A 24,919-nucleotide genomic window follows, 5' to 3' on the forward strand; every position below is an offset into this window, starting at 1 on the left:
TTATGCAGGTGTTGAATTATCAGGGCTTTTTCTGTTTTTTGTCCCACCAGTGGTCCGCGCCTTTTTCGGTGGGACAATTTTGTCCTGATTTTGTTCTGGGATGACCAGTAGGTGGGCGGCATGCTCAGCCATCCGGCGGCGTTGCGCCTTCTTGGTGTAGTGCGTCGTTTGCTGCTTGGTGGTCCAGCCGAAGATCGCCATGAGCTGCTCGTCGGTGGCCCCGTTCTCGGCGGCGATGGTGGCTCCTGCCTTTCGGAGCCCGTGGAGGGTGCAATGGGGCAATTCGGCCTGGTCGCACCAGTCCCGCATTTTGTTACCAAGTGAATTAACGGTAAACGGTTTTCCCCACTCCGAGGTCAAGAAGGTCAGGTCACCGCAGGTACTGGCGTCGATGGTCGCCCTCAACTGGGGAAGGATTGGGAGCTCCACGTCCACGCCCGACGATTGGCTGGTCTTCTGAGGGCGGATGCGGAGCCACCCGTTCTTGACGTGCTGGCGCCCAAGGATCGCGAGATCCTGGCGACGCAGCCCTGTGAACAGTCCCAGGTGGAGTGCCAGGCGTGCCTTGCTGCCGATCTGGTGGCGGGCCTCGAACTGGCGCACCTCTTCGACTGACCATGTGTGAAATCCATCGCCAGACTTCAGGCGCTTGATGCCGAGGGCTGGGTTGCTCCGAAGGATATCGTTCTCAATGGCCCACCCGTACATGGCCGAGATGACCTTGACGACCTCGTTCTGGGCGCCTGGCGTCGAGCGGAGATCGTCACGGATTTCGAGGACGTGCCTTCGCTCTAGGAGGTCAAAGGGTAGCGTACCCCGCTTGTTGCCGCTCTTGTGCTCACTGTTGCAGATTTCATCGAGAACCGATGACCGCCGGGCCAGAATTTTGGGGGAGAGCCTTACGCGTCGCTTGTACTCCTGACACAGCCAGCGGAAGGACCTCTGGGACACCGCTTCAGGTCGATCCACAGTGGCGCCGGTCTTGAGGGGTGAGTACGGGACGTTAAGCCGAGCGCAGGCCACCTCGGCCTCGAACTCCTTCGTCCCAGGCCGTTCCCGAAGTCGAACTTTCGACCGGCCATGGGTGCGAAAATACAAGCGCACATTTCCATGCCGGTCACGATCGTGGGTAACGCCTTTTGGTAGTTTTCTCGGCATCAGTTCCAGGGGTTGTTGGGCAGGGAAGATGGCCCTGTTCTGCTGGTCTCGCCTCGATGTGGCATCGCCCGAAAGGCGGCTACAACCTCCTCCACGTCCCAAAGAAGGCGTGAAGCGATCGGCCGAGGTTCTGGCATTTGGCCGGCGGTGACTAGCTGAGTGAACAGCGACGTGCCGATCCCGATGAGCGCGGCAGCTTGGTCAAGGTTGACCCCAACAGGTGCGAGATTGTCTGGCAGTCGGCTTGACGGTCGTTTCATGCGGTGCGGGCTCAATCATGTGGAACGTCCTCGATCTAGTTCCGCCCGTGTCTTGGTTCTATGGGTCATCCGCATGGTACTCTAGGGGAAGTCCCTTTTGTCAGCCGGAGGGGCTTGCTGCGGCGAGTGCTATTACCTGAAAACGCAAAATTTTCTTCGGGCCGAGGGTCGGTCTATTCCCGCCCCAACCCGGCCCCTCCCCACGAAAAAGGGTGTACTCCTTCCGCGCGCCGGTCCGAGAGCGCGCGTGTGATCGAAAGATCCGCGGCCGAGCCGGTTCCAAAACGTTCGGGCCGGCGGCCGGGCGGCAGGAGCGAAATGCCGACCGAAGATCCAGCTGGCCATCCCGTGCTCTTCCCGCAGCTGGACAGCCTGGCCGAGAGGGCGACACCTGCGAGATGCACTTGAGGGCCGGCAATCGACCCGCAAGTGCGAACACGAGAGCCGTGGGCGAAAGGGGGCGGAGACGAGGGCCATTGGACAGATCATTGGCCGCTGAGGAAGTATGGAAGACAGAACGTGAGAGGATCATTCAGGATCCTCAGGATCAAAGTTCGCCATACGGTCGACGGCCTCTCGAAGCGTTGCCGCCTTCCGCTTGCGTCGCTCCTGGATCATTTCCTGCAGTTGGTCATCCGGAAGGGTTGGCATGAAGTCCGCCGAGGTAATTTCGCCATCCTGATAGGTGAAGCTGAGCGCCATTACACCGACCAGGTTCACGTGCTGGGCAAGGACAAAAGCGAGCTCCTTGAGGCTGGCAGCGTGGGCGTACAGGAGAGCCGTGGCCACAGGCGATCTGCGGACGATTGCATTGCTGACCAGGAGTTCGTAGTCCTTCCACCACATCAGTTCCCCTACGCCTCGCCAAGGGACTGAGTAAGCGGACTGAGCCGCGTTCACGTACCTGGCGAGAAAGTCTTCTTCATAAATAATGTCGTGGTCGCCGCGGGCCCAGTTGATCTCCGCATTGCCTTTTTGGTTGACCCTGGCATGCAGAAAGACCCGCGGTTTTCTGTTCTCGTCGCGGACAGCGATGCTCCAGTTGGCAGGATAGATCAGGACGTCGACGTTCTCTTGGTTTAGGCCGCAGGCGTAGTCGTCGTCGAACATCTGGGCCAGATCCTCATTCCGTCTCGATGTTCCGGCCCGGTGTCGTTCACGGGCCAGGGTCAGGTAGTCAGCGCTCGAGATGGAGGGGTCGAATGGTTCTGTCATTTTGAAAGTCCTGTGGAGGAGGGTGGCTGTGCGCCGTGAAATTTCGCCGACGGTCGCTATGTTAGGAGCGAGTCGACCGTTCGAAGCGGCGCATGACATGATGGTAGACCTCAGGGGCCTTCAGGCCGGCGTCCGCCATCAGGGTAGCAGCACGTCGCAGCGTTTCGAGCGTAGGCTCCAGAGCTCGAAACTCGTCATCGTCGTGATGAAGGTCTAGCTCCGAGGAGAGTTCGCGCAGGAGGTCGGTGAGCACTTTTGCCGTGGTCTGGTCGATGGTCATGGAGTGAGTTCCTCGGGATAGAAGCGTTGATCATATTCAGTGCATGCGCACTGTTTACGATACATAAGTGGCGAATATATGGCTTCAATGGGCCGCCAAAGATTTTTCTTGCGGAGAAGATTCGGATGACCGAGATCGAGTGGGAGCGGCTGATAAGTGGCGTGCTGAAGGCTGAGCTAAAGCTCCAAGGCCTCAGCTATGCCGACCTGGCCGAGAAGCTGGCTGCCATTGGCGTCGAGGAAAAGGTGCCCAATATCCGCAACAAGCTGTCGCGCGGACGGTTCACCGCTGTGTTCTTTGCTCAGTGTCTCACTGCGATTCAGTCGAAGAGACTGAAGCTGGACTGACCATGTGGGGCGCCTGCGCCTGGGCCTGTCCTGAGCCGACGCCTTCATCCCACCAGGGTAGTTGGCATGTACCGGTCGCAACCTTGAGCGCTGGTGCGCGAGCCGGCCCTGGCGTTGGCGTCTGGGACTACCTCGGACATTGTCATCCATTGGCTCCCGCCGTCATCATAGAGTTATAGGCAGGTGCTTCTTGAAAAACGGGATGCCTATTGACCGAACTGCCTGAGCGGGAAAACTAAACCGTCTCATCCTATAGTATCGCGCAAGTAGGATCTGGCGAGTCTGTCGTGACGTGACCAAATGGGTCGGACGAAGCTATTGAAAGGAACCCTATGTCCGACAAACATTTGACGGTTACAGAAGTCGCCGAACTGCTCGGCGTGCTCGAACGGCACGTGCGGTGGATGGCTGAGCATGGCGTCCTGCCGCATCCGATCATGATCGACGGCGAACCGCACTTTCTTGAGGAGCCGATCTTGCGGCTACGCGAAGAACAGGATGACGCCGTCCCTTCGGCTGGCGTTTACCTGTCGACAGGGAAAGATACTTCCTACTTCAAGGTGGTGAAAGCCAGCTACATGGTCATGCACAAAAATTGGCCGTTCGCCGCCTTTACTCTTTGGGATGGGAGCCTGCACATCCGTCCTTGGCTCACCCATGTTGTTGACGATCTTCCCGACCACGAATGCATTTTGCTCTCGTGTGAGGACGAGAATGTTCTGGAGGTGCATGTGGAAGATCTTCCCAAACCCTCCTCGATTGTTTGGGGCTACTGTTGGGTTGGTCAATACGATTTGGAAAGCACAGCCACGGCGTCAAACGTGAGCCACTGACCGACAATCATCAGGGCCGTTAAATGCGGTTTCCATAGTTAGGTCGCGGCGCAGTCGCACCTGCTCAGGTATGGGAGGAGGGGGGCCAAATTGCCCTATTCCTCGCATATCGGTCCCGGCGGTGCATCTTCTTGCTGCGCGGCGCATCACCCGTCGGTTGTTGCCTTCTTTTCCGGTTCACATCTGTTCGACGCTGGCAGAAGCCAGTTTGTGCAGAAGGAAGACCCACATGAAAGAGCAGTTTCCGATCGACCTCTACCCACTCTTGGCCAAACAGGACCGACACCTAATGGTCGACATCAACGTCGCTCGGCGACTTCACATCCCGAAAGCAGCACTCATAGAGCTTGTCCAAGCTGGGCTTGGCCCGAGGCCGCATCCCGCTTACGCCTCAGACCACTACTGGTTTCCGAAGGAGTTTGTTCCGAGCTGGAAATCCTGGGCTGCTCGCGAAGCAAGTGACGAAGATGTCAGGGAGGCCGCCGAGATCATCCTGAAGGACGATCGCGCTCGGCGCATTCGCGAGTTCGTGCGCTTTGACAATGCCGATCCGCGAGCGTTTCTCACCGAACTGTTCTCAAGGAAGGCATGGTAGGCGCAGTGCAATCCAACAGGAAGCAGATCAAGGACTACATCGAGCGCATGTTCGGGCAGCTGAGCGAGGGCAACCTCGTCGTGTTCGAACGCCACCAGTCAGGCACGCGGCGGAGGCATACGGTTTTCCCTTACAGCAATCGGGAGGTCGCCTTCGATTATCTGGCAACACAGCCCGAAGGCGTTCACCGGTACTTGGCGGTGGCTCTGCACGATCAGCAGGCCGTCGAGCACCAGACGCGCCGGCAGGACACGGCCTGTACCATGGCCTTCTTGGCACTCGACGTCGACCTTGCCACTGGGGTGCACGCCGCCAAGAACCTGCCTGAGAACGAGAAGCAAGCGCTCGAGCTGCTGGCGGAGGCAGGCTTGCCCGAGCCCACTCTGACTATCCATTCGGGTGGCGGGATCTACCCGGTCTGGCAGTTCCAGGAGCCATTGCTTCTGGAGGCGAAAGAAGATCGGAGCCGCGTTGAGCGGCTCTGGTCGGCCTGGAACGAGCAGGCTCGGTTGGTCTGGGAAAAGCACGGGCTCAAGCTGGACACGATCGCAGAGCTCGCGCGTGTTCTCAGGGTGCCGGGAACGTTCAACCCGAAGACCAAGCCGGCCAAGCCCGTCCACATCTTGGACGGGGCAAGTGGTCGGACTTGGACTCTCGAACAACTGGAAGGCGTGGTCGCGGCCCGCATAGCCGACAGTCCGCAATGCTCTGGCGAGCATGAGCTGGCGGACGCTCTCCGTCAGGAAATGGCCTCGGACGATGAGGATGCGAGTAAGTGTGCGGCCGGTGCTCTCGCCATGTTCACCGCCTGCAATTTTCTTCGTTCCTGTGACGAGGGAAGCGAGGGGCTGACCGAGCCGCAGTGGAAGGACGCTGCCGACATTATGGCGCATATCTCCCACGGGCAGCGGTATTTTCATCTGATGTCTGCCCGGGACTCGCGATACGACTATCGTGAAGCCCAGGCCAAGCTGGATCACGCCGCGAAGTTCCGCCCGAAGCTTTGCTTGACGATCGCCGCAACCAACGCTGAGTGCGAGGGATGCCTCTTCCGCGAGGGGATGGTCATTCGGACTCCGGTGGAACTGGCCTACACGGACCCGGGCCTCGCGCCGCTACAGGCGAAGTATGTTCTCGACGCCAAAACCGGCCTGTTCTTTGACATCTCGACCGGGCGAGACAAGACGAAGGACAATTTCGATCGCTCCTTCACGCGGAACATGCGCAAGAAACAGCTGGCCAGCACGGCCTTCCGCAATTCGAAGCTGTCCTGTCTGGCCGACGAGCACGACTTCCTGGTTGGGAATGAAAAGCTCATCGTCGAGGAGAATGGCGTCCGGACCTTCAACACCTGGAGGGACGGAGGCATCGCTTCCGCGGAAGGCGACGCCTCGCTCTGGCTTGACCACCTTCATTACCTTTTGCCTAGCGACGCCGAGAAGCGGTGGGTCCTTCAATACCTTGCCCATCTTGTCCAGCGGCCGGCCGCCAAGATCAAGTCGGCGATCGTGCTGCAATCCAGGCAGGGTGTTGGCAAGAACCTCCTGATGCAGGTCGTCAAGCGCATGTTCCATGAGAATGACGTTCGCGAGGTCTACGGCGGCGTCCTGGCCGAGCGTTGGCAAGCTGAGCTGGGAAACGTTCGTCTTTTGGCCCTGGATGAGCTGCAGATTGATGATCTTAAGGTGGCCTACAACCGCCTTAAGCGTTGGGCCACGGAAGAGATCCAATCCGTCGAGCGCAAGGGGATTGACGCGTTCAACGTGAGGACGCCTCGCGGCATCATCATCATGACCAACAGCGATAAGCCCATGGCCATCGAGCATGACGACCGGCGGCTCTTCGTGTGCAAGGTCGACGCCGCTAAGCGGGAAGACGCATATTATCGTCAGCTCGTCGACGTCGGCCTCTCGGACGAGTGCGTCGCCGCCTTCAAGCACTACCTCCTGCATGTCAATCTCACTGACTTCGACGCGAACGCTGAGCCGCCGCGAACCGGTGCGAAGGAAGAGTTGATCCGGGCCAGCGCGCCCGTGCTGGAACAGGTTATCGTTGAGCTGCGGGAAACCCGCTCTGGACCGTTCAATCGGCCCGTGTACCTGGCCGAGGACGTCGCCGAGGCGGTGGAAGAGCGGATGAGGAAGACAATCACGGTGCAGCAGATCACGCCGATCCTAAAGAGGCTCGGCGACTCCAAGCGGAGCACGAAGACGTCCATTCCGCGCCTTGGGCGGTCGCCGCGTGGCTACGTGTGGGCGTGGCAAGAAGTCGAAAGGTGGATGGACGCTTCGAGCGATGAGGTCCGGGCTGCCCTGACGGGTAGGGACTCGGAGGTCATGTCATTGGGACTGCCGACTGTCGTTGCAGCCGCTGTCCAGCTGGCCAACTGACCAGGTGCGCGGAGCAAGGTACTATGCAGACTTATACCTCTTCTAATTATCACCTTGAAGAAAAAGAGGTTGGACAGTTGGACAGTTGGACACCGAAGGGCATTGCTAGGCACGTCGACATTAAGCATTTCTACACGATCGCCATGTCGACCAGCCTCCCTCCGTGGCGGCCGATACCCTCCCGACTCGCAGCCCGGTCCCTGGGCACCTCCCTCCAGTCCCTGGCGAATTGGCGAATGAGGGATCTGGGCCCCGCAACCGAACCGATGCGGCGCGGGCAGGGCAACCGCATCTACTATCGCCCGGACAAGATCGCCGAGTGGCTCTCAGGTGGTAAGTGTTCCGATTGGCAGTTCTCGGCGCTCTGGCTGCGGGAGATGGGCATGCCGCTCGACGTGGTCAGCGAGGATGCGGTACGCGAACGTATCGCCCAGCTGGAGGGCGTGAACAACCTTTTCCCCGCGGTGAATCGGCTGTGGCGGAATTTCCGCGAGGTCGAGGTCGCCTAGGTTAGATGAAATAATTGTACTAACGCGAGGATTGCTCACGTTTGTGCATGCGCCCCGCGCAGCACGGGCAGCTGAGGCTTGGTCTGGTTTCCTCCGAGACACGTCAGCGATGGTGAGTACCAATGCGCTGTCGCCTCGCTACAGCGAAGACGAGGATCTTTGCCTGTGGATCCCATTCGCAACATCACCAAGGTTGCGCTGAGCGGCTTATCCGAGCCTTTCTGGCCGATATTATAGGGTAAGTGGAATTTACCCATCGTACCGCATGGCAGGTTTCACTATTTCACGTTTTGAGCCAGCGCGACAAACGTGTTGGCGAACGATCTGAAAGGACCTTTATGGAAATTGGTGAATATGTGTCTCTCGGGGCTAAATTTTTCGCGCGACGGTGGGGTTGTAATTTCCTCTACATGAACTCTGACATTGATGAGGATGCCATTAGGTATGTGGTGCAGGAAACAGAAAGGATGAGGCGCAGAGCGTTCCTCTTTTTCTTCCTGCAAACAGAAAACGGAAACGCGGCCTCGGCGCAATCTATTGTCAGCTACTTGAACGAAAAATACCATTGGGTGAGTGTTGTTGCCTTGGAGCGATGTCGTGGCGCCGGAGCTGCAATGTGCACCGGTTTTCATGAGCTGTGGGTCAGCGAGCCAAATGCGCTTCAAGCGGCATATCAGTCTCAGGTGCCCTTCCACACACTAGGGTTTGTTGAGATTCATCGTGAGTTTATGACGGCGGCAGCGAGATGGATGATGGCACTGAAACTCTGGTCGGTTTTGTCGGCGCGCATGGCGATACGTTTGAATTCCTTGAGTTTGCAGAAGAAGTTTTCGATCAGATGACGCCATTTGTACATCTCGGCATCGAGCGGCAGCGGCTTTGCACGGCGCGAGTGCTGAGAAATGACGACCTTGGCGCCGCGCTCGTTCAGATCGGCGATGATGACGTTGCTGTCGAAGGCCTTATCGGCGATCAGAGCGTCGAAGCTGAGACCCGCGATGAGCGGTTCGACACCGACCGTATCGAACCGCTGGCCCGGCAGCAGAACAAAGCGCACGAGATTGCCAAGCGCGTCGGTAAGCGCCAAGATCTTGGTCGTCATGCCGCCTTTGGAGCGACCAATGGCCTGGCTCTGAGTCCCCCTTTTGCGCCCTGGCCGTGGCGATGGACCTTGACTATGGTAGCGTCGACCATGGCGTACTCCATATCCGGGGCATCGGAGCAGGCCTCGAAAAGCCGAATGAAAACATCGGCTTTGACCCAACCGCGGTATCGCGTGAAGACGCTGTTCCACTTACCGAAGAAGGCAGGCAGATCGCGCCATGGGCTTCCAGTGCGCACGATCCAGAGAACTGCTTCAACAAACAGGCGATTGTCACCTCCACTTCGTCCAGGGTCTATCGCCTTACCCAGACAGTGCGGTTCCATCCTCGCCCACTGGGCGTCCGTCAATACGAATCGTTCCATCAAAAGCTTGAATCACGACCAAGCCAAGATGGGAATCCTGAATCTCAACAAGCCTTAGACCGCAGCAAGGTGTGGAGTGAATTCAAAATGCACGACGAGATGGGTGATGAAGATGATGATGGAAGGTTCGAAAGGGACCTCCAAGAATTCACCAAGGATGTGCGGGAGATGATCTCAAAGCAGCCGGTGGGGGAGCGCGGTCGTGACATCCGGTATTTGAACAAGATGGATCAACCGAACCGCGTCAACTAGGGGGCAAACCTCACTAAGCGGTAAGGTTGAAGCCGCCAGGGCTGGAACTGAGGTTCCAACTGGCGGCCCTCCACCTCGATCCTCTTTTGGCGTAGGCGCAACTGCATGGGGCGGCAACGCGAGGCGTGGATAAGTCAGGGCGTTCGGCGCGAGCGCATCATCTGATCTAGGGCCCCGGAGTTGGCTCAGGGGGTAAGAGGGTTCTAGAAGCGGGTAGCTGCCCTGCCGGTGGATTGAGCGCTTGGTTCAAGATCCACTGCAATGAGAATAGTGCATTCGCGCCGGGCATCGAAATGCCTAGGTTAGTGGCGGTTTGACAGCAAGCAAATTAACAACGTCCTGGAAGTTACTCGCTTCGGCATCAACTCGACATCAGCCGATGGAGCCAGGCCTCATCCAACAGAGAACGTGTCACGCCGCCGAACACCCATTCCCGCACGCGGCTGTGTCCGTAGGCGCCTGACACGACCAACTCCGCCCTGACCGAGGCGAGGAAATCTATGAGGCGGTTGCCGTCATCATCCTCCGTCTTGATGACTTCCGTTCGTGCTTTGATATCGTGGTCTGCCAGGAAGCTTACGGCGTCGTTGACACTATCACTGAGCCAATCATCCGGATTATGATCGATCGCCACGATGGTGACCTCGCTTGCCATCGCCATGAGCGGCAAAGCGTCTGCGACAGCCCGTCTCGCTTCACGAGTGTCCTTCCAGGCCACCACGATCTTGCGAGCTGGCAAATCCGCCGCACCGTGGGCAACGACCAGGATCGGCCGGCCGGCACGCAGCACCAGGGAGCCTGGATCGGCCGTGCGGTAAGAGTCGCCCGTGGATGCCCCCTGCGAGGCTGTCGTGACGACGAGGTCGGCGAGACGAGAACTCCTGGCTACGGCGTGATCCGGATTCTCGATCGTGCCTCGCCAATCCGTCTTTACCGCTCCGGCGACGAGACTCTCGAATTCGCTCCTGATGCTTCCAAGCCTCTGCCGAATTTCATCCTTAGACTGCTCCCAGATCTCGGCCGCGATCGCCGCGCCCTCGGGCGCCATCGTCACCGGCAGCGGTGCGTCCGCGGCGCAGAAGCCAATCAGCTTTGCATCGAAACGTTTGGCAAGATCGATGCCGATCCGTGTCAGGGGTTCGATTGAACCGTCAATGCCAAGGTTCAAAAGAATGGATCTGTAGCTCATCGGGGTGCTTCCGGTTTGTGAGGTTTGGTGCACCGAAGCTAGATTTGCAGGAACGTTCCCACCTTGATGTCGATCAAAATGGCTACAGCGGCATCAGGGGATGCGGGATTCGAAATGGACCGACTCGCCGTCCACGACGAAGGTGCCATTTCCGATGTGATGGATCGTCTTCGGTTTCGGTTGAACCGGGTCGATCCAGGCTTTCAGGACCTCGAGGACGAACAGGTTATATCTGTTCACCAGGCGTGTATCGATGACCCGGCATTCGAGATTGGCGTAGCACTCGGCGATCAGGGGAGCCGAAACGCGCTCGGCGGGAAGAGGCGTCAACCAGGCTGTCGCGAACTTGTCGGTGTCGCGCCCGGAGCAGTTTCCGATCTTGACGACCTTTTCCGCAAGGCCAATGGCAGGGATCGCGACTACGCATTCCTTCGTGTGACGCAAGGCGAAGAAGGAGAAGTCGTCGCTCGATACGACGCGGGCCATGGTCGGCGGCGCGATCCCCATCATCATGTGCCAGGACATGGTCATGACGTTCGCGCGACCCTGCTTTGACCTTGTTGTCAGGAGGACAACGGGACCAGGCTCGATCAGCCGATAGACTTCGGCAAGCGGCAGTTCCTTCATCGCGTCCTCATTCCGCTTTCTGCAAGACAATTGCTTCGCCGATGTCGTGCCCGGCAATGCCCTTCCTCGCCTTGATCAATGTCAAAGTCGGGAAGCGGCTGGCGAGAAGGGGAATCCGGAGGTCGATGCAGGTTTGCGCCTGGCGGTCGATTGATCGGGATCAATGCGTGCCGGAATCGACCTTGCGATGTTTCGATCAGAGCCACACGAGGATCAGTTCATGTCCGCTGGAGGCATTCTCTTTCGGGGCATCCTGCATTGCCTCGCTTGGATCGCCGGGGTCGGCATTTACTTCGAAACGGCGTCTTCCAAGAGACGCAAGCTCGATGCGGTGAGCCATCGCTTCGGCCGCCGTTCAAGGCCGCGCCGGCCAGAGATGAGGCAGTGAAAGCTGAGATCGAGGAGGCCATCATGTTTTGGAATGCAGGAGAATTCCGCGCGCCGGAGTTGTTCCCCTTTGTCAGGGCAGGGCAGAAGCTGTTGGAGGCGACCACCGCGCTGCAGCTGCATTCCATCCAAGGGCTGTTCCGCTGCCAGATTGAAGCTGCGTCCTTTCTTGGCCGGCGATTTTGGGACGATCTGAAGCTGATCGAAACGCTGAAGGATAGCGGTGAATTCGCCGATAGCTTCGACGTGTTCGCCAATTTTTGGCAGAATGCCGCGTCCGACTATGCGAACGAGGTGGGCGAGTTCGCGTGCATCGGTGCCAAGCTCGCGACGGAGACGGCCGGCCAAGTTCGCAAAGAGGCGTATACAGCGGTCGATGATATGGCCGCGGCAACCCTGGCGCCCTGAAGTGTTCCAATCAAACAAGAAGGCGAAATCGATAGCTGGACGAACTGAGGTTGCGATCAGTCGTCTGCGTATCGTGGAGTAAGAGCTCATTGGCGTTTGAGCCAAGTCAAGGCGCTGCAGATCTTGATGCCGTATGCTACGAGTATGAAACGCAAAACGCTGTTGAAGATTATTATCGTTGCGCCCATGCTCGCAGGCACGCCGGCAACCTGGGCAAACGACAATCTCCAGGTTTCCCATGGCCGAAGGCTTGTGGAGGCAAACTGCGCACGCTGCCACGCAACCGGCTCGACTGGTGAAAGCGCACATCCGGACGCACCTCCTTTTCGAACACTGCATCTGCGCTACCCGATCGAAGACTTGGAGGAGGCGCTGGCGGAAGGGATCTCGACTGGCCACCCGGACATGCCGGAGTTTGTCGCCGATCCCCAGCAGATCGGAGCGATTGTCGCCTACATCCGGACGCTTGACCGTTGATTTAGCTGCCGCGTCGACTGAATCCGAAAACTAGCCTTGGCAATCCGAGCCGCATGTTCTCAAGGATTCCTCAGGATGTATGCGCAACGTCGTGATCGTCAAAGGGATAGAAGTGGGCCGCCTTCAACGTCACCGGAACGTCATGGCCCTCGATGACCACCTTGACCCATTGGTCCCCGAAATCATCCTGCCAAGTGTCGGTAACGCGACATCTTGCGGCGAGGTCCATGCCAATCTCGATCCTTTCGGTTCTCTTTGCCATCCTGAACTCCTCTCCTGCTAGCGCGATCTGCCAATCGCCATCTGCCCCTTCAGCGTCTTTCGCGCTGACCATATCGACATAGTCGATCTATTTAGCCGGGCCGGCGCAGACTGGCATTGATGCGCATCAATTGCTGATCAGGCGGCGTTGATCGTGATCAATGACGTTCGGGCGCTCGGCTGATCTGCTGTCGCGCATCGGGAGACCACTATGCGCACCAACGAAACACCGCACTACGATGCCAGCGTGAACACCACGGGTTGCTGTCCAAAATTCAACCCGGTCGGCTGGGACAATCAGGAATTGCATTTCACCGACAAGCCGTTCGTCAGGGCGACAACCCACAGCATCATGCATGTTCCGGTGAACATGGGCAGCGTCTTTGCCCGCGTCAGCGAGCATATCGACGACGCCGGCGCTTCTGCCGAAGGTCAGTTCATCGTTCTAAGCCGCGATCTCTCGCCTTGGACGAGCGAGCATCTTTTTTCGGTTTCGAAGGCCGTGCCCGAAGAGGAAACGACTGCACTGACGGGCGACTTCGTCACCAAGGTTTTCGAAGGGGCATTCGAGCAGGCAAGAGGTTGGCATGAGGAAATGCTTGAGCTCGCGCACCAGCGCAATCCCGATGCGAGCGATGTGTATTTCTTTTATACGACCTGCCCAAAATGCGCTGCGGCCTATGGCAAGAACTACATTGTCGGCGTGGCGAAAATCTCCTGAAATCGGCCAAGGCTAGGGCTCGAACCAGGTGCCCTTACGACGCTCGACGATCTCCGTCGCGTCCTCTAGCCGGCCGATCGCAGCGGGATTGCCCGTCGCTTGGACGAATTCGGTCGCGGCACTGATCTTGGGGCCCATCGAGCCGGCGGGGAAATCCTTGCCCGAAAGCTCCCTTGCTCCGACATTGCGCAGCGCGCGGGCATCCGGCGTGCCGTAGCCCACATAGACTGCGTCGACATCCGTGAGCATCAAGAGCATGTCGGCTTTCAACTGGCGCGCCAGCAGCGAGCTCGCGAGGTCCTTGTCGATGACGGCTTCGACGCCAATAAGACTGCCGTCCTCACGCGCGACAACCGGGACACCGCCTCCGCCACCGCAGATAACGACCACGTTGCGATCGACAAGAAGTGAAATGACGGATGCCTCCAGTATCTCGACGGGTCGAGGCGAGGCGACGACACGGCGCCACTTGTCACCGTCGGGCGCGATTGTCCAATTTCTCTTTGCTGCCAATTGCCGAGCGGTCTCTTCAACATAGACCGGGCCTATCGGTTTCGTCGGCTGTGCGAAGGCCGGGTCGAGCGGGTCGACCTTCACCTGGGTCAGCAATGTCGCGAACAGCCTCGAGCCGATGAGGTTGCGAAGCTCCTGCTCGATCACGTAGCCGATCATCCCGGCACTTTCGGCGCCGAGCACATCTAGCGGAAATGCGCTGCCATTCATTGCGGCGGCCTGAAGCGCCAGCAGACCGACCTGCGGGCCGTTGCCATGCGTGATTACGAGCGAATGGCCCTCGCCAATCAGCGCGGCCAGAGCGGACGCGGCGCGCTTGACATTGTTGCGTTGGTTTTCGGCGGTCATGGGTTCGCCGCGCCGCAACAGCGCGTTCCCGCCGAGGGCCGTCACGATCAGCATGTCAGTTGCCGATCGTGGCGACGAGCAGCGCCTTGATCGTGTGCATGCGGTTCTCCGCCTGGTCAAAGACGATCGAGGCGCCGGACTCGAACACGTCGTCGGTCACCTCCATGCAGTCGATGCCGAATTCGCGCGCGATATAGGCGCCGACTTCGGTGTCGGTGTCGTGGAATGCTGGCAGGCAGTGCATGAACTTCACATGCGGATTGCCGCTGGCCGCCATCACTTCCTTGGTCACCCGATAGGGCGTCAGGAGACGGATGCGCTCCGGCCAGTCGGACTTGTCCTCGCCCATCGACATCCAGACGTCGGTGTAGATGAAGTCGGCATCCTGGACGCAGCCCTTCACGTCTTCATCGAGCCGGAAGCGGCCCCCGCTGCGATCCGCGAGTCCCTTGACATGGTTGCAGAATTCCTGGTCCGGCCACAACTCCTTCGGCGAGGTGATGCGCATGTCCATGCCGACCTTGGCGGCCCCCAACGCCAGCGACTGGGCTACATTGTCGCGTCCCTCGCCGACGAATGCGACGGTCATATCCGACAGATGCTTGTGCGTGAACTCGCGCATCGTCATGAAATCGGCGAGGATCTGGGTCGGGTGTGCTTCATCCGTCAGGCCGTTGTAGACGGGCACGCCGGCGTGCGCCGCCAGCATTTCGGCCTGGTGCTGGGCAAAGCCGCGATACTCGATTGCGTCATACATCCGCCCCAGCACGCGCGCGGTGTCCTTCATGGATTCCTTGTGCCCGATGTGGCTGCCGGACGGACCGAAATAGGTGACGTGGGCGCCCTGATCATAGGCGGCCACCTCGAAGCCGGTCCGTGTGCGTGTCGAATCTTTTTCGAAGATGAGGGCGATGTTCTTGCGAACCAGGCGCGGTATCTCATGACCCGCCTGCTTGCCGGCCTTAAGATCGGCGGCCAACTTCAGAAGGAAGCGGATTTCTCCGGCCGAAAGGTCATCCAGTGAAAGCACTGAACGGCCATGCAGGTTGATCGACATTGGGTGTCCTTTCAGATGGGGTCGCGTGCGACGGGGCAGGTCATGCAATGACCGCCGCCGCGGCCGCGGCTGAGTTCGGCGCCCTCGACGGTGATCACCTCGATACCCGCGCGCCGCAGGAGCGTGTTGGTGTAGACGTTGCGGTCGTAGCCGATGACGACCCCCGGCTCGACCGCGACGACGTTGTTGCCGTCGTCCCATTGCTCGCGCTCGGCCTCGTAGCGGTCGCCGCCCGTGGCGATGATCCGCAGCGACTTCAAGCCGAGAGCCTCCGCCACGACCTTTGTGAAGGGGGTGTTCTCTTCCCTGACCTCGACTGCCGCATCGCCGTCTCCGGGCCGGATCGAGAAGGTGCGCAGCCTGTCGACGACGGGCGGGTACATGGTGGCAAGGTCCCGGTCGCAGAAGGTGAAGACGGTGTCGAGATGCATGAAGGAGCGGTCGCGCGGCATCAGCGCCGCGATCACATGCGTGGCTTCGCCGGCCGCGAACAGGCTGCGGGCGAGATCACCCACTGCTTGCGGCGTGGTGCGCTCGCCCATCCCGACCAGAGCGACGCCCTCGCCAACGGGCATGACATCGCCGCCTTCCAGGCTGATACCTGTTCCTGCCTGCGGCGACACGAGCGGAATGCCGCTGTCACGGAAATGCGGGTGGAAGCGATAGACCGCTTCGACATTGGCCGCTTCCGGTCGCCTGGCAGGCCAGTACATGGCATTCACGGAGACGGAGCGGTAGATCCAGCAGGAGCTGTCGCGGGTGAAGAGCTGGTTGGGCAATGGCGGCAGGACGAAGTCCTGGGGCGCGAGCGTCCTTCCAGTTAAACCCTTGGGATCGAACGGCAGCTCCGCGCGGGCGATGCCGCCAACGAGACAGGTTGCCAGCAGGCCGGCCGACATCTCGTTCAGCCAGCCTCGCATCTCGTCGACCATGTCAAGGCCAACCACGCCGGCGTGCACCCGGCGATCGAGGAGCCAGTCGCGGGCCTTGCCGATCCCCATGGTCTCGGCGAGGAGCTCGCCGAACGAATGCACCACCACGCCGCGCTCACGTAGTGCATCGACGAAGACGTCGTGTTCCTGGCGCGCCCGCTTTACCCACAACACGTCGTCGAACAGCATCGACTTGCAGTTGTCCGGCGTCAACCTGCGCAGGCTGAGATCCGGCCTGTGGACCATCACCTCTCGCAGGCGACCGACTTCCGAGTGAACCCCCAGATTTGACATGGGATAGCTCTCAAAGTGCGCTGACGGCGCCGGTCCACATCTCGTAGACGGCGAGGATTGCGACTGCGACGAGCGCGACCGCGATGACAGCCTCCACCGGGCGGAAGGCGCGTTGATCGGCCTCGCGGCGGGCCCAGACGTAGAAGATGATGCCCGGTGCATAAAGGATCGCGCACATGAACAGGTACGCAGGTCCGGCCGCATAAACGAGCCACAGTCCGTAGATCGTCGCTACGATGCCGGCAACGAGCGGTCCCGTTCTGCCTTCGCCGCTCTGATAGCTTTCTCCGGTGAGTGCTAACTTGGCGGCGAAAGCTCCTGAGAAGATGTAGGGCACGAGAATTGCCGCCGAGGCGATGTAGAAAAGCGCCTGGTAGGTGCTATGGGCAAAGAGCGTGATCACCAGGAAGGTCTGGACAAGCAGGTTGGTGATGAGCAGCGAGGTCGAGGGGACGCCGCGTTCGCTCTCGTGACCGAAGAACTTCGGCATGGTCCCGTCCTTGCCGGCGACGTGTGGAATCTCAGCGGCAAGCAGGGTCCAACTCAGGAAGGCGCCGACCACCGAGACGACGAGCGCAAGATTGATGAGCATCGCGCCCCAAGGTCCGACAACTGCCTCCAGCACGCCTGCCATGGATGGGTTCTTCAGGGCGGCCAGGTCGGGTTGGCTCAGAATACCGAGCGAAAGTAGCGATACCAGCGCATAAAGCGCGAGGCACGTGAAGAAGCCGAGTACCGTCGCGGTCGCGATGTCCTTGCGGCGCTCCGCGCGCGCCGAGAAGACGCTAGCACCCTCGATGCCGATGAAGACCCACAGCGTCACCAACATCGTGCTCTTCACCTGAGCGGCGATCGAACCGAGAGAAGCGTTGCCGAGCCCTGTGAAGTCGAGCGACCAGACTTTGAGCTTGAAGGCGATCGCTACAACGCCAACAAAGAGCACCACCGGAGCGATCTTGGCCACGGTCACGATGGTGTTGACGATTGCAGCCTGGCGAATGCCACCAAGAACGAGGAAATGAATGATCCACAAAAGGATCGAGGCGCCGAGCACCGCCTGCCAGGTATTCCCATCGCCGAAGGCGGGGAAGAAATAGGACAACGCGCTGAAGACGATTACGGCGTAGGACACATTGCCGACCCATGCGCTGATCCAATAGCCCCAGGCGCTGTTGAAGCCGATGAAGGGGCCGAAGCCGGCTTTGGCATAAGCGTAGGGGCCGGCATCGAGTTCAGGCCGGCGCACTGCCAGCGATTGGTAGACGAATACCAGTGCGAGCATGCCGACGGCCGTGATCGTCCAGCCAATCAGGACAGCAAGTGGACCAGCGCCGGCCGCCATATTCTGGGGCAGGCTGAACACGCCCGAGCCTACCATCGAGCCGATGACGAGTGCCGTAAGCGATCCCAGCCTTAATTTCGTCGATGCTGCGGTGGCCGCTTCCCGAATAGGGACATTGAGGTCTGTTGTGGCCATAGGGCCCTCCCACCTTTGGAGTGATGGGGGCATTCAACAGGAAAAGAGGTCGGGGGCCTTGACCCTGGTCAAATCCAGTTCGTTGCAAGTGACTGTTCAGCGCAGACAAGTTCGTACGAGGCTATAGCAGTGCGGCTGCGGTTCGGCGCATCGCGCTCTCGCCAGCTATGTGCGAGGCCATGGCGGAGCCTCAAGTCGGCTGCATATGCGGCCAGTCACTTCGACCGGCAGTTGGCTTGGCGCAGCATACGCACGCCCTCTACTTAAGGGTTAGTTCTCGAACAACTCGCGACCAGAAACTTCCGCGATGAAGATGCTGAAGAATACATGAGGAATGTGCTCCGCGTCTGTGGATGCGATCGGCTTGAGCGCGCCTGGTTCCCACCAGTCGGCATGCTTGCTCAGCAACGACCATGCGTGATCAAGCTGCACCTTGTGTTCGGTTCGATCGGGAAGTTCCTCATAACGGCCGCCGACGACCACGCTTTTCCAACCTCGGGTGGTGCTGTGTTCGTCGACCTGCACCGACACAAGCGGATTTATGCGCATCCAGTCGATCTTCTTGCCCACCATCGAAAACGCATAGAGGCGATTGTCCGCATAGGCATAGTAGAGCGGCACGACATAAGGTTGCCCGTCTCTCGCACATGCCAGGCGGCCGACTCGATTGGCCATCAACAGCTTCGTGCATTCCAAGGTGGAAAGGGTGCGGATCTGCATCGCCGAAACTCCTAGGTGCCGGCCCCATGCCGCAATTTGCTTGCGGCGTTTGTGCCGGAGCGTGTTTTGTCGACAGCATTGCGGCGATCCTCGTGAGCCAGCGCCATCATATCGAGCACCTCGCTGTCGGAGAGCTGTGGAAAGCTGCCATAATAATAGCTGAGCGCCCGGAAACGAGCAGGCTGGTTGAGACAGATCGTCAGATCCGCTTCCTGCGCGAGCTCGTCCATCGTCTCCGGCGGCGCGACCGGCAGCGCGACGATGATCCTTTGTGGGGAACGTCGCTTCAACGCCCGGATGGCCACCTTCATCGTCGTTCCGGTCGCAGCTCCGTCGTCGACAACAATCACCGTTTTGCCAGCCACCGAGAGGGGCGGCTCCTTCCCGCGATATATTGCGCGACGCTGCTCCAATTCGGGCCGTTCCTGCGCGATCAAAACTCGTAGTGCGCTGTCACCGAGAGCGTAGACTTCCACGATCTCCCGGTTAAGAACGACGTCCGGCGGGTTTCCGTCCACGATGGCGGCGACGGCAAGTTCCGGATTGCCAGGTGCTCCGACCTTTCGAACGATGACCAGGTCTAAAGGCGCCTTCAGTGTCTTGGCAATCTCGGCTGCGACAGGAACACCACCGCGTGGTAAGGCGAGCACAATTGGATCCTTCAGCTGAAGCGCCTCCAACGAGGCTCCGAGCTTCTGCCCTGCCTCCTGCCGATCGCGAAACATCGGTCATCCCTCCGGCCAGAGTTGACGCAGCGAGTTCTTCATCGAGTTCCGGACCTGGACGATTTCGCCGTGGGAAATGTGACGGTCGAGCAGTCGGAACACAACTGCAATAGCCTTATCGACGTCGATCTCCGGCTCGTAACCGAAGCTCTTCCTGACGCTGATGACGAAGTCGCGCTTCTTGCGCTCGCACACGGGGTCGGGTGGGTTCCACCCCTCGAAATAGATTCCTCGGATCAAGGTGGGCAATTGTGCCGACAGATCCGCCGTTTCCTGTGGCGAGAGCCAGTCGCGCAAAGTGTGCAGGACTGCCTTCAACAGCCGGAACGCACTTTGTTCGTTCCAATCCAGGTCCTTGGCAAGCTCGTTTACCCATTGCTGCGCTTGATCGGCAGCATGCGTGATTGAGGTGTGCGAAACAGAGTGTGTCATGGCTGGTATCCCTGAACGTGGTTTCCTTTTTTCCTCCTTTGGAAGCCCCGCGCATTGCGTCGGATCAAAGTTCGACGTCCTCGATTTCAGCCGCCCGCCGCCGCCGTGAGCAGCGGAATGATCCGGTCGGTCTTGGCGACGGCGGGACGACCGCTTGAGGCATAGGGAATGCCCAGCGCATCCCAGGTCTCGACCAGCGCGTCCTGCAATTCGGCGATCAGCGCGTCCGAATGGAACGGCGTCGGCGTGATGCGCAGCCGCTCGGTGCCGCGCGGCACCGTTGGATAGTTGATCGGCTGGATGTAGATGCCGTGCACGCCGAGCAGGCGGTCGCTCGCCATCTTGCAAAGCTCGGGGTCGCCGACCAGCACCGGCACGATATGGGTGGCCGATTCCATCACCGGCAGGCCCGCGGCGGCAAGCACCTGCTTGGTCCTGGCAGCCTGGCGCTGCTGCGCGTCGCGCTCGGCCTGCGAGCGCTTGAGGTGACGGATCGAGGTGGTCGCCGCGGCCGCGATCGCCGGCGGCAACGCGGTGGTGAAGATGAAGCCCGGCGCATAGGAGCGCACGGCGTCGATGACGGCACTTGTGCCGGTGATGTAGCCGCCCAGCGTTCCGAAGGCCTTGGCCAAGGTGCCCTCGATGATGTCGATGCGGTCGGCCAGCCCTTCGCGCTCGGTGATGCCGCCGCCGCGCGGCCCGTACATGCCCACCGCATGGACCTCGTCGATATAGGTCATGGCGTTGTAGCGTTCGGCGAGCTCGACGATCTGCCTGATCGGCGCGATGTCGCCGTCCATCGAATAGACGCTCTCGAAGACGATCAGCTTGGCGCGTTCGCGCCCCGCGGCCTGCAGCAGGCTTTCCAGATGCGCGACGTCGTTATGGCGGAAGATCTTCTTTTCCGCGCCCGAGCGGCGCACGCCCTCGATCATCGAGGCATGGTTCAGCTCATCCGAGATGATCAGGCAGTTGGGCAAAAGCCTGGCGATGGTCGAGATCGAGGCTTCGTTGGAGACGAAGCCGGAGGTGAAGACGAGTGCTGCTTCCTTGTCGTGCAGGTCGGCGAGCTCATGCTCCAGCTCGACCAGCGGGTTGGATGTTCCGGAAATGTTGCGGGTGCCGCCGGCGCCCGAGCCCATCTTGCCGGCCGCGGCCTGGAAGGCGGTGATCACATCCTCGTTCTGGCCCATGCCAAGATAGTCGTTGGAGCACCAGACGGTGATTTCCTGGGCGCGGCCGTTGGAACGCCAGATGGCGCGCGGGAACTTGCCCACCATGCGCTCGAGGTCGGCGAAAACGCGGTAGCGACGCTCGGCGTGGAGCTGGTCGATCGCATCTTCGAAGAACCGCTGGTAATTCATGGTGAGCTCCTTTGCCGGACACCCGCCGCCGGTCGCGGCAGGCCTGTCCTGTTGGGTCACCATACTCAGTTTGCCGGTCTCGACTTTGAGCTAGGTCAATTCGCGTGCCGAAGTCAAACGAGCCTTGTTGGCCATCCTTTCGAAAACCTGATTCAAATCAAAGCGTTCGCCGGCATCTCGATCCACGGTAAGCGGATGTGGAATCCAATAGCAAGCGCCCCCTTTGGCCGTAGCCTCGAACTAGCCGTTCTGGACGAGGAAGGTCTGCACGCGCTTGTTTTTCCTTGCGAAAAGGGTCGGGATGGGTGGATGGATGTCGTTACCCGCGTTCGTGTCGACATCAGGCCGACCCACTGGCGGGACTGGAATCCAAAGGAGCGGCGGGCGAGCTTGCTGCGAGACCTGTCCTGACGTCGGCCAAGGGCGCGCGTGCAAACAGAAGCGGCGCTTAATGTTTGGGCTCGGCGATCAGTGCCATGCGTACCAGATGTGAGAGACTGCCCGCTCCCATCTTGCTCATGACATTCGCACGATGGATTTCAACCGTGCGCGGGCTGATCCCGAGATCGTAGGCAATCGTCTTGTTCGGCAGACCAGAGACGAGCCCGTCAAGCACTTGGCGCTCACGTTCCGAAAGAGTGGCAAGGTTCTTCCGGATTTCGTTTGATTGTGGGTGGGCCGCGACAGGCTGGCTGCGGTGATCCAGCGCCGAACGCAGCGAATCAATGAGAACCTGGTCGTCGAACGGCTTTTCGATGAAGTCGGCAGCGCCTTCCTTCATCGCTTGGACGGCCAGCGCGACATCGGCGTGACCGGTCATGACAATCACCGGCACGTTCAAACCGCGGGATCTCAATTGCCGCAAGAACTCGATGCCGTCGATGCCAGGCATACGCACATCCGTGACGATGCAACCCTCGAGCTCCTTCGGCTCTGTCGCCAGAAATGCGGTCGCCGACTCGTAGAGGCGCACGGCAAAATCGGCTGTCGCGAGGAGAAAGCCCAGCGATTTGCGGACATCGACATCATCGTCGACCACATGGACGACATCACTGGCCACTGGCGACCTCTTCTTTTTCTACCGCGCGCAAAGTGAACCGGAAGGCCGTTCCACCCTCGGGCATCGACTCCGCCCAGATATGACCACCGTGCGACTCGACGATAGTGCGACAAATAGACAGTCCCACTCCCATTCCCTGCTTCTTCGTTGTCACGAAGGGCTGGAAAAGCTGGGCTGAAACCTCCGGTGCCAGCCCAGGCCCAGTATCGACCACGCTGACCTCTGCCATCCCGTCATGTCGAGAGGCGGTAGAGACCCGCAACTCCCGGCGCGGCGCGCCCTGCATGGCCTCCACGGCGTTTCTCATAAGATTGAGCAGCACCTGCTCGATCTGAATTCGGTCGGTCAGAACGAGCTCGGCCGCTGGGTCGAGATCGTATGTGACGCGGACATCGGCCTCCCTCGCGCCAACCAGAGCGAGCGAGGAGGCATCCTCGATGAGCGTTGGCAGGTGTTCGACCTGGCGCTCGCTTTCGCCCCTGGCAACGAAGTCCCTGAGGCGACGAATGACGTCGCCCGCGCGCAAGGCTTGCTCGGCGGCCTTTTCGACGGCCTCTCGCAACATAGTCGCGTTCTCGTCATTGCTTTTCTCGAGCAGACGACGGCTGCCTTTAAGATAGTTTGTGATGGCTGTCAGCGGTTGGTTGATCTCATGCGCCAATGTCGAAGCCATTTCGCCGAGCGCGGTGAACCTTGCCATGTGGAGCAGCTCCTGCTGCTGCTCTTGCATCCTCGCTTCCGTCCTATGGCGTTCGGTCAGGTCGCGACAGAAGCCCGTGAAGAAACGGCCCGTTCCCGGATGCATTTCGCCGACGGCCAGTTCCATGGGAAAGGTCGAGCCATCCTTGCGCATCCCGGTCACGGTGCGTCCAAGTCCTATGATGCGGCGTTCTCCGGTGGAAAGGTATCTGTGCAGATAAGCGTCATGTTCCTCTCGATAGGGATTGGGCATCAGCAAACTGACATTTCGACCGATAACTTCGCTGGATTTATAACCGAACAGCATTTCGGCAGCAGTGCTGAAGGACTGCATCAGACCCTGTTCGTCGATAACGACCATGGCATCGGGTACAGTCGCCAGGATCGAACGCAGGTGATCCTCACGCAGTTGCAGCGCGGCGTTGGCGAAGGACAGCTCGCTGACGTCCGTGCCTTGAACGAATATCGCGGTGATCTGGCCGTCCTTTGCTCTAATGGGCTGATAGACGAAGTCTAGGATGCGTTCTTCCGCGCCGCCCGTCTCGACGTTGCGGTATACGACCTTGACGCTTCGGCCCACATAGGGTTCGCCGGTCTCGTAAACGCGGTCCAGCAATTCGAAGAAGCCTTGGCCTTCGAGGTCGGGAAAGGCTTCACGCACCGATCTGCCAATGACATTTCGCTGGCCGACCATTCGCTGATAGGCGGCATTCGCCAGTTCAAACACGTGCCCGGGCTCTCTCAGCAATGTCATGAAACCCGGTGCTTGCTCGAACATCAATGCAAGCAACTCATGTTCCGGCAAATCATCACTTCGCGACAAGCCGTCAAGCGAAGCGGCTGCTTCGGCGATGGCTCCCGCGGAAGCTGGGCTCTTCTGGGTCACATCCAATCTGCTTCTGAAGGAACACTGGCGGTCACTGGTTTAGCACTCACGCAGGCATTCGCAAACATAGAGCCACCAGAGTTTGATCAGCATCAAGGTCGTGCACTTCGCGGAATGGCACTCATCAATCGATCATCATCTCCTGAAGGTGCCGCATGTCCTACAAAACGATTGTCGTCAACTTGGCCGTCGATGCGGATCCCGCGCCAATCGTGAAGCTTGCAGCAGAAATGGCGCATCGCTTCGACGCTCATCTCATCGGCTTCGCTGCCGCGGATGTTCCGCCTTTGGTGGCCACGAGCGAAGGCCTAGTTTATGAGGGCGAGGTCATGCAGGTCAAACGGCAGGAGATCGAGAAGCGTCTTGCCGAACTGCGCGACAGTTTCGAGAGGCTTGTCCCGCAATCCATCAGCAGCGAATGGAAACAATATATCTGCGGTCCGACTCGCGCCGTGGGACTGGTAGCCCGTTCAGCTGATCTCATCGTGACCGGCGATGGCAACGACGATGTCTTTCGTGCACTCGATATAGGAAGCCTGGTGCTGGGGGCCGGTCGCCCTGTGCTGGTTGCCGCGGGCAATGCCGAACACCTGGTCGGGAAAACCGTCCTGGTCGCTTGGAAGGACAGCCGGGAAGCTCGAAGAGCTCTGTCCGACTCCTTGCCCTTCCTTGCCAAGGCCAAAGAGGTTGTCGTCGCTACAATGGAGACTGCCTCGGGTGAGGATGTTCGAGACAGCCTCGCCGATGTGGCGGTGTTTCTGGAGCAGCATGGCATCATGGCACGAACCGAAGTGATCGCCGACGCTGCGGACGGCGAAGGGCTCGTTGCGTTTGCTCGCTCGGCCCACGCCGATCTGATCGTTTCGGGGGCCTACGGACACAGCCGGCTCAGGGAATGGGCATTTGGCGGCATCACACGCTCGCTGATTGGCGAGAATAGCATCAGCCGCCTGTTTTCGAACTGACTGCACGACCATGGCGACCAGTACGGCAGATAGCTCGAACCGACTGGAAAGCGTTCCAGGCGGGAAGCGAC

General features: G+C 59.7%; 27 protein-coding genes. 10 read left to right on the forward strand and 17 right to left on the reverse strand.

All coding sequences use genetic code 11. The features are described 5' to 3' along the window. The 3 genes from FJ957_RS23475 to FJ957_RS23490 form a co-directional block, all read right to left on the reverse strand. The gene (locus FJ957_RS23475) at nucleotides 1-1,098 is read right to left on the reverse strand and encodes a site-specific integrase (RefSeq protein WP_181180681.1); all 1,098 of its coding nucleotides are present in this window, start codon (nucleotides 1,096-1,098) and stop codon (nucleotides 1-3) included. An 848-nt stretch (nucleotides 1,099-1,946) separates the two neighbouring features. Continuing rightward, nucleotides 1,947-2,528, reverse strand: a complete 582-nt coding sequence (locus FJ957_RS23485; RefSeq protein WP_140835203.1) for a hypothetical protein — start codon at nucleotides 2,526-2,528, stop codon at nucleotides 1,947-1,949. Between the two features lie 166 nt (nucleotides 2,529-2,694). After that, nucleotides 2,695-2,913 (reverse strand): hypothetical protein, encoded by a 219-nt coding sequence (locus FJ957_RS23490; RefSeq protein ID WP_140835204.1) that lies wholly within the window; start codon nucleotides 2,911-2,913, stop codon nucleotides 2,695-2,697. A 125-nt stretch (nucleotides 2,914-3,038) separates the two neighbouring features. Here FJ957_RS23490 and FJ957_RS23495 point away from each other — a divergent pair, with 125 nt between their 5' ends. The 5 genes from FJ957_RS23495 (at nucleotide 3,039) to FJ957_RS31910 (ending at nucleotide 7,587) form a co-directional block, all read left to right on the forward strand. Further along, nucleotides 3,039-3,260, forward strand: coding sequence for a DUF6471 domain-containing protein (locus FJ957_RS23495; RefSeq protein ID WP_140835205.1), 222 nt, complete (start codon nucleotides 3,039-3,041; stop codon nucleotides 3,258-3,260). Between the two features lie 332 nt (nucleotides 3,261-3,592). Beyond that, nucleotides 3,593-4,093: a helix-turn-helix domain-containing protein gene (locus FJ957_RS23500; RefSeq protein ID WP_140835206.1), complete on the forward strand. Its 501-nt coding sequence runs from the start codon at nucleotides 3,593-3,595 to the stop codon at nucleotides 4,091-4,093. A gap of 229 nt (nucleotides 4,094-4,322) precedes the next feature. Continuing rightward, nucleotides 4,323-4,688, forward strand: a complete 366-nt coding sequence (locus FJ957_RS23505; protein ID WP_140835207.1) for a hypothetical protein — start codon at nucleotides 4,323-4,325, stop codon at nucleotides 4,686-4,688. Next, nucleotides 4,682-7,078 carry a primase-helicase family protein gene (locus FJ957_RS23510; RefSeq protein ID WP_140835208.1) on the forward strand — a complete coding sequence of 799 codons (2,397 nt, stop codon included), beginning with the start codon at nucleotides 4,682-4,684 and terminating at the stop codon, nucleotides 7,076-7,078. The genes FJ957_RS23505 and FJ957_RS23510 overlap by 7 nt, the downstream gene beginning before the upstream one ends. Before the next feature lie 236 nt (nucleotides 7,079-7,314). Beyond that, nucleotides 7,315-7,587, forward strand: a complete 273-nt coding sequence (locus FJ957_RS31910; protein WP_181180682.1) for a hypothetical protein — start codon at nucleotides 7,315-7,317, stop codon at nucleotides 7,585-7,587. Nucleotides 7,588-8,302: 715 nt separating this feature from the next. On the opposite strand, the gene FJ957_RS23520 is transcribed toward FJ957_RS31910, so the two are convergent. Next, nucleotides 8,303-9,054 (reverse strand): IS5 family transposase gene (locus FJ957_RS23520; RefSeq protein WP_140835209.1). Its coding sequence is split into 2 segments (ribosomal slippage): nucleotides 8,303-8,724 and nucleotides 8,724-9,054, totalling 753 coding nucleotides; the frame shifts between segments, so codons are not numbered across the junction. Between the two features lie 87 nt (nucleotides 9,055-9,141). On the opposite strand from FJ957_RS23520, the gene FJ957_RS31915 reads away from it, so the two are divergent. After that, the gene (locus FJ957_RS31915) at nucleotides 9,142-9,306 is read left to right on the forward strand and encodes a hypothetical protein (protein WP_181180683.1); all 165 of its coding nucleotides are present in this window, start codon (nucleotides 9,142-9,144) and stop codon (nucleotides 9,304-9,306) included. Between the two features lie 361 nt (nucleotides 9,307-9,667). Here the strand turns inward: FJ957_RS31915 and FJ957_RS23525 are convergent, their stop codons facing one another. Together FJ957_RS23525 and FJ957_RS23530 are read right to left on the reverse strand one after the other, a co-directional pair. Continuing rightward, entirely contained in the window at nucleotides 9,668-10,495 is an 828-nt protein-coding gene (locus tag FJ957_RS23525) for a universal stress protein (RefSeq protein ID WP_140835210.1), read from the reverse strand. 93 nt (nucleotides 10,496-10,588) lie between these two features. Further along, a complete protein-coding gene (locus tag FJ957_RS23530) occupies nucleotides 10,589-11,122 on the reverse strand; it encodes a flavin reductase family protein (RefSeq protein ID WP_140835211.1) in 534 nt (177 codons plus the stop codon). Nucleotides 11,123-11,506: 384 nt separating this feature from the next. On the opposite strand from FJ957_RS23530, the gene FJ957_RS23535 reads away from it, so the two are divergent. Next, a complete protein-coding gene (locus tag FJ957_RS23535; protein WP_140835212.1) occupies nucleotides 11,507-11,917 on the forward strand; it encodes a phasin family protein in 411 nt (136 codons plus the stop codon). Between the two features lie 96 nt (nucleotides 11,918-12,013). Continuing rightward, nucleotides 12,014-12,394, forward strand: a complete 381-nt coding sequence (locus tag FJ957_RS23540; RefSeq protein WP_140835213.1) for a cytochrome c — start codon at nucleotides 12,014-12,016, stop codon at nucleotides 12,392-12,394. A 70-nt stretch (nucleotides 12,395-12,464) separates the two neighbouring features. On the opposite strand, the gene FJ957_RS23545 is transcribed toward FJ957_RS23540, so the two are convergent. Further along, nucleotides 12,465-12,656, reverse strand: a complete 192-nt coding sequence (locus tag FJ957_RS23545) for a hypothetical protein (protein WP_140835214.1) — start codon at nucleotides 12,654-12,656, stop codon at nucleotides 12,465-12,467. A gap of 210 nt (nucleotides 12,657-12,866) precedes the next feature. Between FJ957_RS23545 and FJ957_RS23550 the strand changes: the two genes are divergently transcribed. Next, nucleotides 12,867-13,376 carry a hydrolase gene (locus FJ957_RS23550; protein ID WP_140835215.1) on the forward strand — a complete coding sequence of 170 codons (510 nt, stop codon included), beginning with the start codon at nucleotides 12,867-12,869 and terminating at the stop codon, nucleotides 13,374-13,376. Nucleotides 13,377-13,388: 12 nt separating this feature from the next. Here FJ957_RS23550 and arcC read toward each other — a convergent pair whose 3' ends face one another. From arcC to FJ957_RS23605, 10 genes are all read right to left on the reverse strand, one after another. Continuing rightward, entirely contained in the window at nucleotides 13,389-14,291 is a 903-nt protein-coding gene (arcC, locus tag FJ957_RS23555) for a carbamate kinase (RefSeq protein ID WP_140835216.1), read from the reverse strand. A gap of 1 nt (nucleotide 14,292) precedes the next feature. Next, nucleotides 14,293-15,294, reverse strand: coding sequence for an ornithine carbamoyltransferase (gene argF / locus FJ957_RS23560; protein WP_140835217.1), 1,002 nt, complete (start codon nucleotides 15,292-15,294; stop codon nucleotides 14,293-14,295). An 11-nt stretch (nucleotides 15,295-15,305) separates the two neighbouring features. Next, nucleotides 15,306-16,520, reverse strand: a complete 1,215-nt coding sequence (locus FJ957_RS23565) for an arginine deiminase (protein ID WP_140835218.1) — start codon at nucleotides 16,518-16,520, stop codon at nucleotides 15,306-15,308. A 10-nt stretch (nucleotides 16,521-16,530) separates the two neighbouring features. Then, a complete protein-coding gene (arcD, locus tag FJ957_RS23570; protein ID WP_140835219.1) occupies nucleotides 16,531-17,997 on the reverse strand; it encodes an arginine-ornithine antiporter in 1,467 nt (488 codons plus the stop codon). 270 nt (nucleotides 17,998-18,267) lie between these two features. After that, complete coding sequence (locus tag FJ957_RS23575; RefSeq protein ID WP_140835220.1) at nucleotides 18,268-18,717, reverse strand: pyridoxamine 5'-phosphate oxidase family protein; 450 nt, start codon at nucleotides 18,715-18,717, stop codon at nucleotides 18,268-18,270. A gap of 11 nt (nucleotides 18,718-18,728) precedes the next feature. Then, a complete protein-coding gene (locus FJ957_RS23580; protein WP_140835221.1) occupies nucleotides 18,729-19,442 on the reverse strand; it encodes a phosphoribosyltransferase in 714 nt (237 codons plus the stop codon). 3 nt (nucleotides 19,443-19,445) lie between these two features. Beyond that, nucleotides 19,446-19,874 (reverse strand): DUF2267 domain-containing protein, encoded by a 429-nt coding sequence (locus tag FJ957_RS23585; RefSeq protein WP_140835222.1) that lies wholly within the window; start codon nucleotides 19,872-19,874, stop codon nucleotides 19,446-19,448. Nucleotides 19,875-19,960: 86 nt separating this feature from the next. After that, the gene (gene hemA, locus FJ957_RS23590) at nucleotides 19,961-21,238 is read right to left on the reverse strand and encodes a 5-aminolevulinate synthase (protein ID WP_140835223.1); all 1,278 of its coding nucleotides are present in this window, start codon (nucleotides 21,236-21,238) and stop codon (nucleotides 19,961-19,963) included. Between the two features lie 448 nt (nucleotides 21,239-21,686). After that, nucleotides 21,687-22,298 carry a response regulator FixJ gene (gene fixJ, locus FJ957_RS23600; RefSeq protein ID WP_140835224.1) on the reverse strand — a complete coding sequence of 204 codons (612 nt, stop codon included), beginning with the start codon at nucleotides 22,296-22,298 and terminating at the stop codon, nucleotides 21,687-21,689. Beyond that, on the reverse strand, nucleotides 22,288-23,775 hold the full coding sequence (locus tag FJ957_RS23605) for a PAS domain-containing sensor histidine kinase (protein ID WP_246685945.1): 1,488 nt from the start codon (nucleotides 23,773-23,775) through the stop codon (nucleotides 22,288-22,290). Before FJ957_RS23605 ends, fixJ begins: the two co-directional genes overlap by 11 nt. Nucleotides 23,776-24,038: 263 nt before the next feature. Here FJ957_RS23605 and FJ957_RS23610 point away from each other — a divergent pair, with 263 nt between their 5' ends. Next, the gene (locus FJ957_RS23610) at nucleotides 24,039-24,848 is read left to right on the forward strand and encodes a universal stress protein (RefSeq protein WP_140835225.1); all 810 of its coding nucleotides are present in this window, start codon (nucleotides 24,039-24,041) and stop codon (nucleotides 24,846-24,848) included. The last annotated feature ends 71 nt before the right edge of the window (nucleotides 24,849-24,919 follow it).

The organism is Mesorhizobium sp. B2-4-6 (assembly GCF_006442775.1).
GTDB lineage: Bacteria > Pseudomonadota > Alphaproteobacteria > Rhizobiales > Rhizobiaceae > Mesorhizobium.

What these genes read in the sequence shown, in the direction of transcription:
- FJ957_RS23575 (WP_140835220.1), bottom strand. Translation starts at nt 18,717, where the DNA reads ATGCAGATCCGCACCCTTTCCACCTTGGAATGCACGAAGCTGTTGATG.
- FJ957_RS31915 (WP_181180683.1), top strand. Translation starts at nt 9,142, where the DNA reads ATGCACGACGAGATGGGTGATGAAGATGATGATGGAAGGTTCGAAAGG.
- FJ957_RS23610 (WP_140835225.1), top strand. Translation starts at nt 24,039, where the DNA reads ATGTCCTACAAAACGATTGTCGTCAACTTGGCCGTCGATGCGGATCCC.
- arcD (WP_140835219.1), bottom strand. Translation starts at nt 17,997, where the DNA reads ATGGCCACAACAGACCTCAATGTCCCTATTCGGGAAGCGGCCACCGCA.
- FJ957_RS23525 (WP_140835210.1), bottom strand. Translation starts at nt 10,495, where the DNA reads ATGAGCTACAGATCCATTCTTTTGAACCTTGGCATTGACGGTTCAATC.
- FJ957_RS23580 (WP_140835221.1), bottom strand. Translation starts at nt 19,442, where the DNA reads ATGTTTCGCGATCGGCAGGAGGCAGGGCAGAAGCTCGGAGCCTCGTTG.
- FJ957_RS23565 (WP_140835218.1), bottom strand. Translation starts at nt 16,520, where the DNA reads ATGTCAAATCTGGGGGTTCACTCGGAAGTCGGTCGCCTGCGAGAGGTG.
- FJ957_RS23530 (WP_140835211.1), bottom strand. Translation starts at nt 11,122, where the DNA reads ATGAAGGAACTGCCGCTTGCCGAAGTCTATCGGCTGATCGAGCCTGGT.
- FJ957_RS23485 (WP_140835203.1), bottom strand. Translation starts at nt 2,528, where the DNA reads ATGTTCGACGACGACTACGCCTGCGGCCTAAACCAAGAGAACGTCGAC.
- FJ957_RS23550 (WP_140835215.1), top strand. Translation starts at nt 12,867, where the DNA reads ATGCGCACCAACGAAACACCGCACTACGATGCCAGCGTGAACACCACG.
- FJ957_RS23605 (WP_246685945.1), bottom strand. Translation starts at nt 23,775, where the DNA reads ATGTTCGAGCAAGCACCGGGTTTCATGACATTGCTGAGAGAGCCCGGG.
- FJ957_RS23510 (WP_140835208.1), top strand. Translation starts at nt 4,682, where the DNA reads ATGGTAGGCGCAGTGCAATCCAACAGGAAGCAGATCAAGGACTACATC.
- FJ957_RS31910 (WP_181180682.1), top strand. Translation starts at nt 7,315, where the DNA reads ATGAGGGATCTGGGCCCCGCAACCGAACCGATGCGGCGCGGGCAGGGC.
- arcC (WP_140835216.1), bottom strand. Translation starts at nt 14,291, where the DNA reads ATGCTGATCGTGACGGCCCTCGGCGGGAACGCGCTGTTGCGGCGCGGC.
- FJ957_RS23585 (WP_140835222.1), bottom strand. Translation starts at nt 19,874, where the DNA reads ATGACACACTCTGTTTCGCACACCTCAATCACGCATGCTGCCGATCAA.
- FJ957_RS23505 (WP_140835207.1), top strand. Translation starts at nt 4,323, where the DNA reads ATGAAAGAGCAGTTTCCGATCGACCTCTACCCACTCTTGGCCAAACAG.
- FJ957_RS23490 (WP_140835204.1), bottom strand. Translation starts at nt 2,913, where the DNA reads ATGACCATCGACCAGACCACGGCAAAAGTGCTCACCGACCTCCTGCGC.
- FJ957_RS23500 (WP_140835206.1), top strand. Translation starts at nt 3,593, where the DNA reads ATGTCCGACAAACATTTGACGGTTACAGAAGTCGCCGAACTGCTCGGC.
- FJ957_RS23495 (WP_140835205.1), top strand. Translation starts at nt 3,039, where the DNA reads ATGACCGAGATCGAGTGGGAGCGGCTGATAAGTGGCGTGCTGAAGGCT.
- FJ957_RS23545 (WP_140835214.1), bottom strand. Translation starts at nt 12,656, where the DNA reads ATGGCAAAGAGAACCGAAAGGATCGAGATTGGCATGGACCTCGCCGCA.
- argF (WP_140835217.1), bottom strand. Translation starts at nt 15,294, where the DNA reads ATGTCGATCAACCTGCATGGCCGTTCAGTGCTTTCACTGGATGACCTT.
- hemA (WP_140835223.1), bottom strand. Translation starts at nt 21,238, where the DNA reads ATGAATTACCAGCGGTTCTTCGAAGATGCGATCGACCAGCTCCACGCC.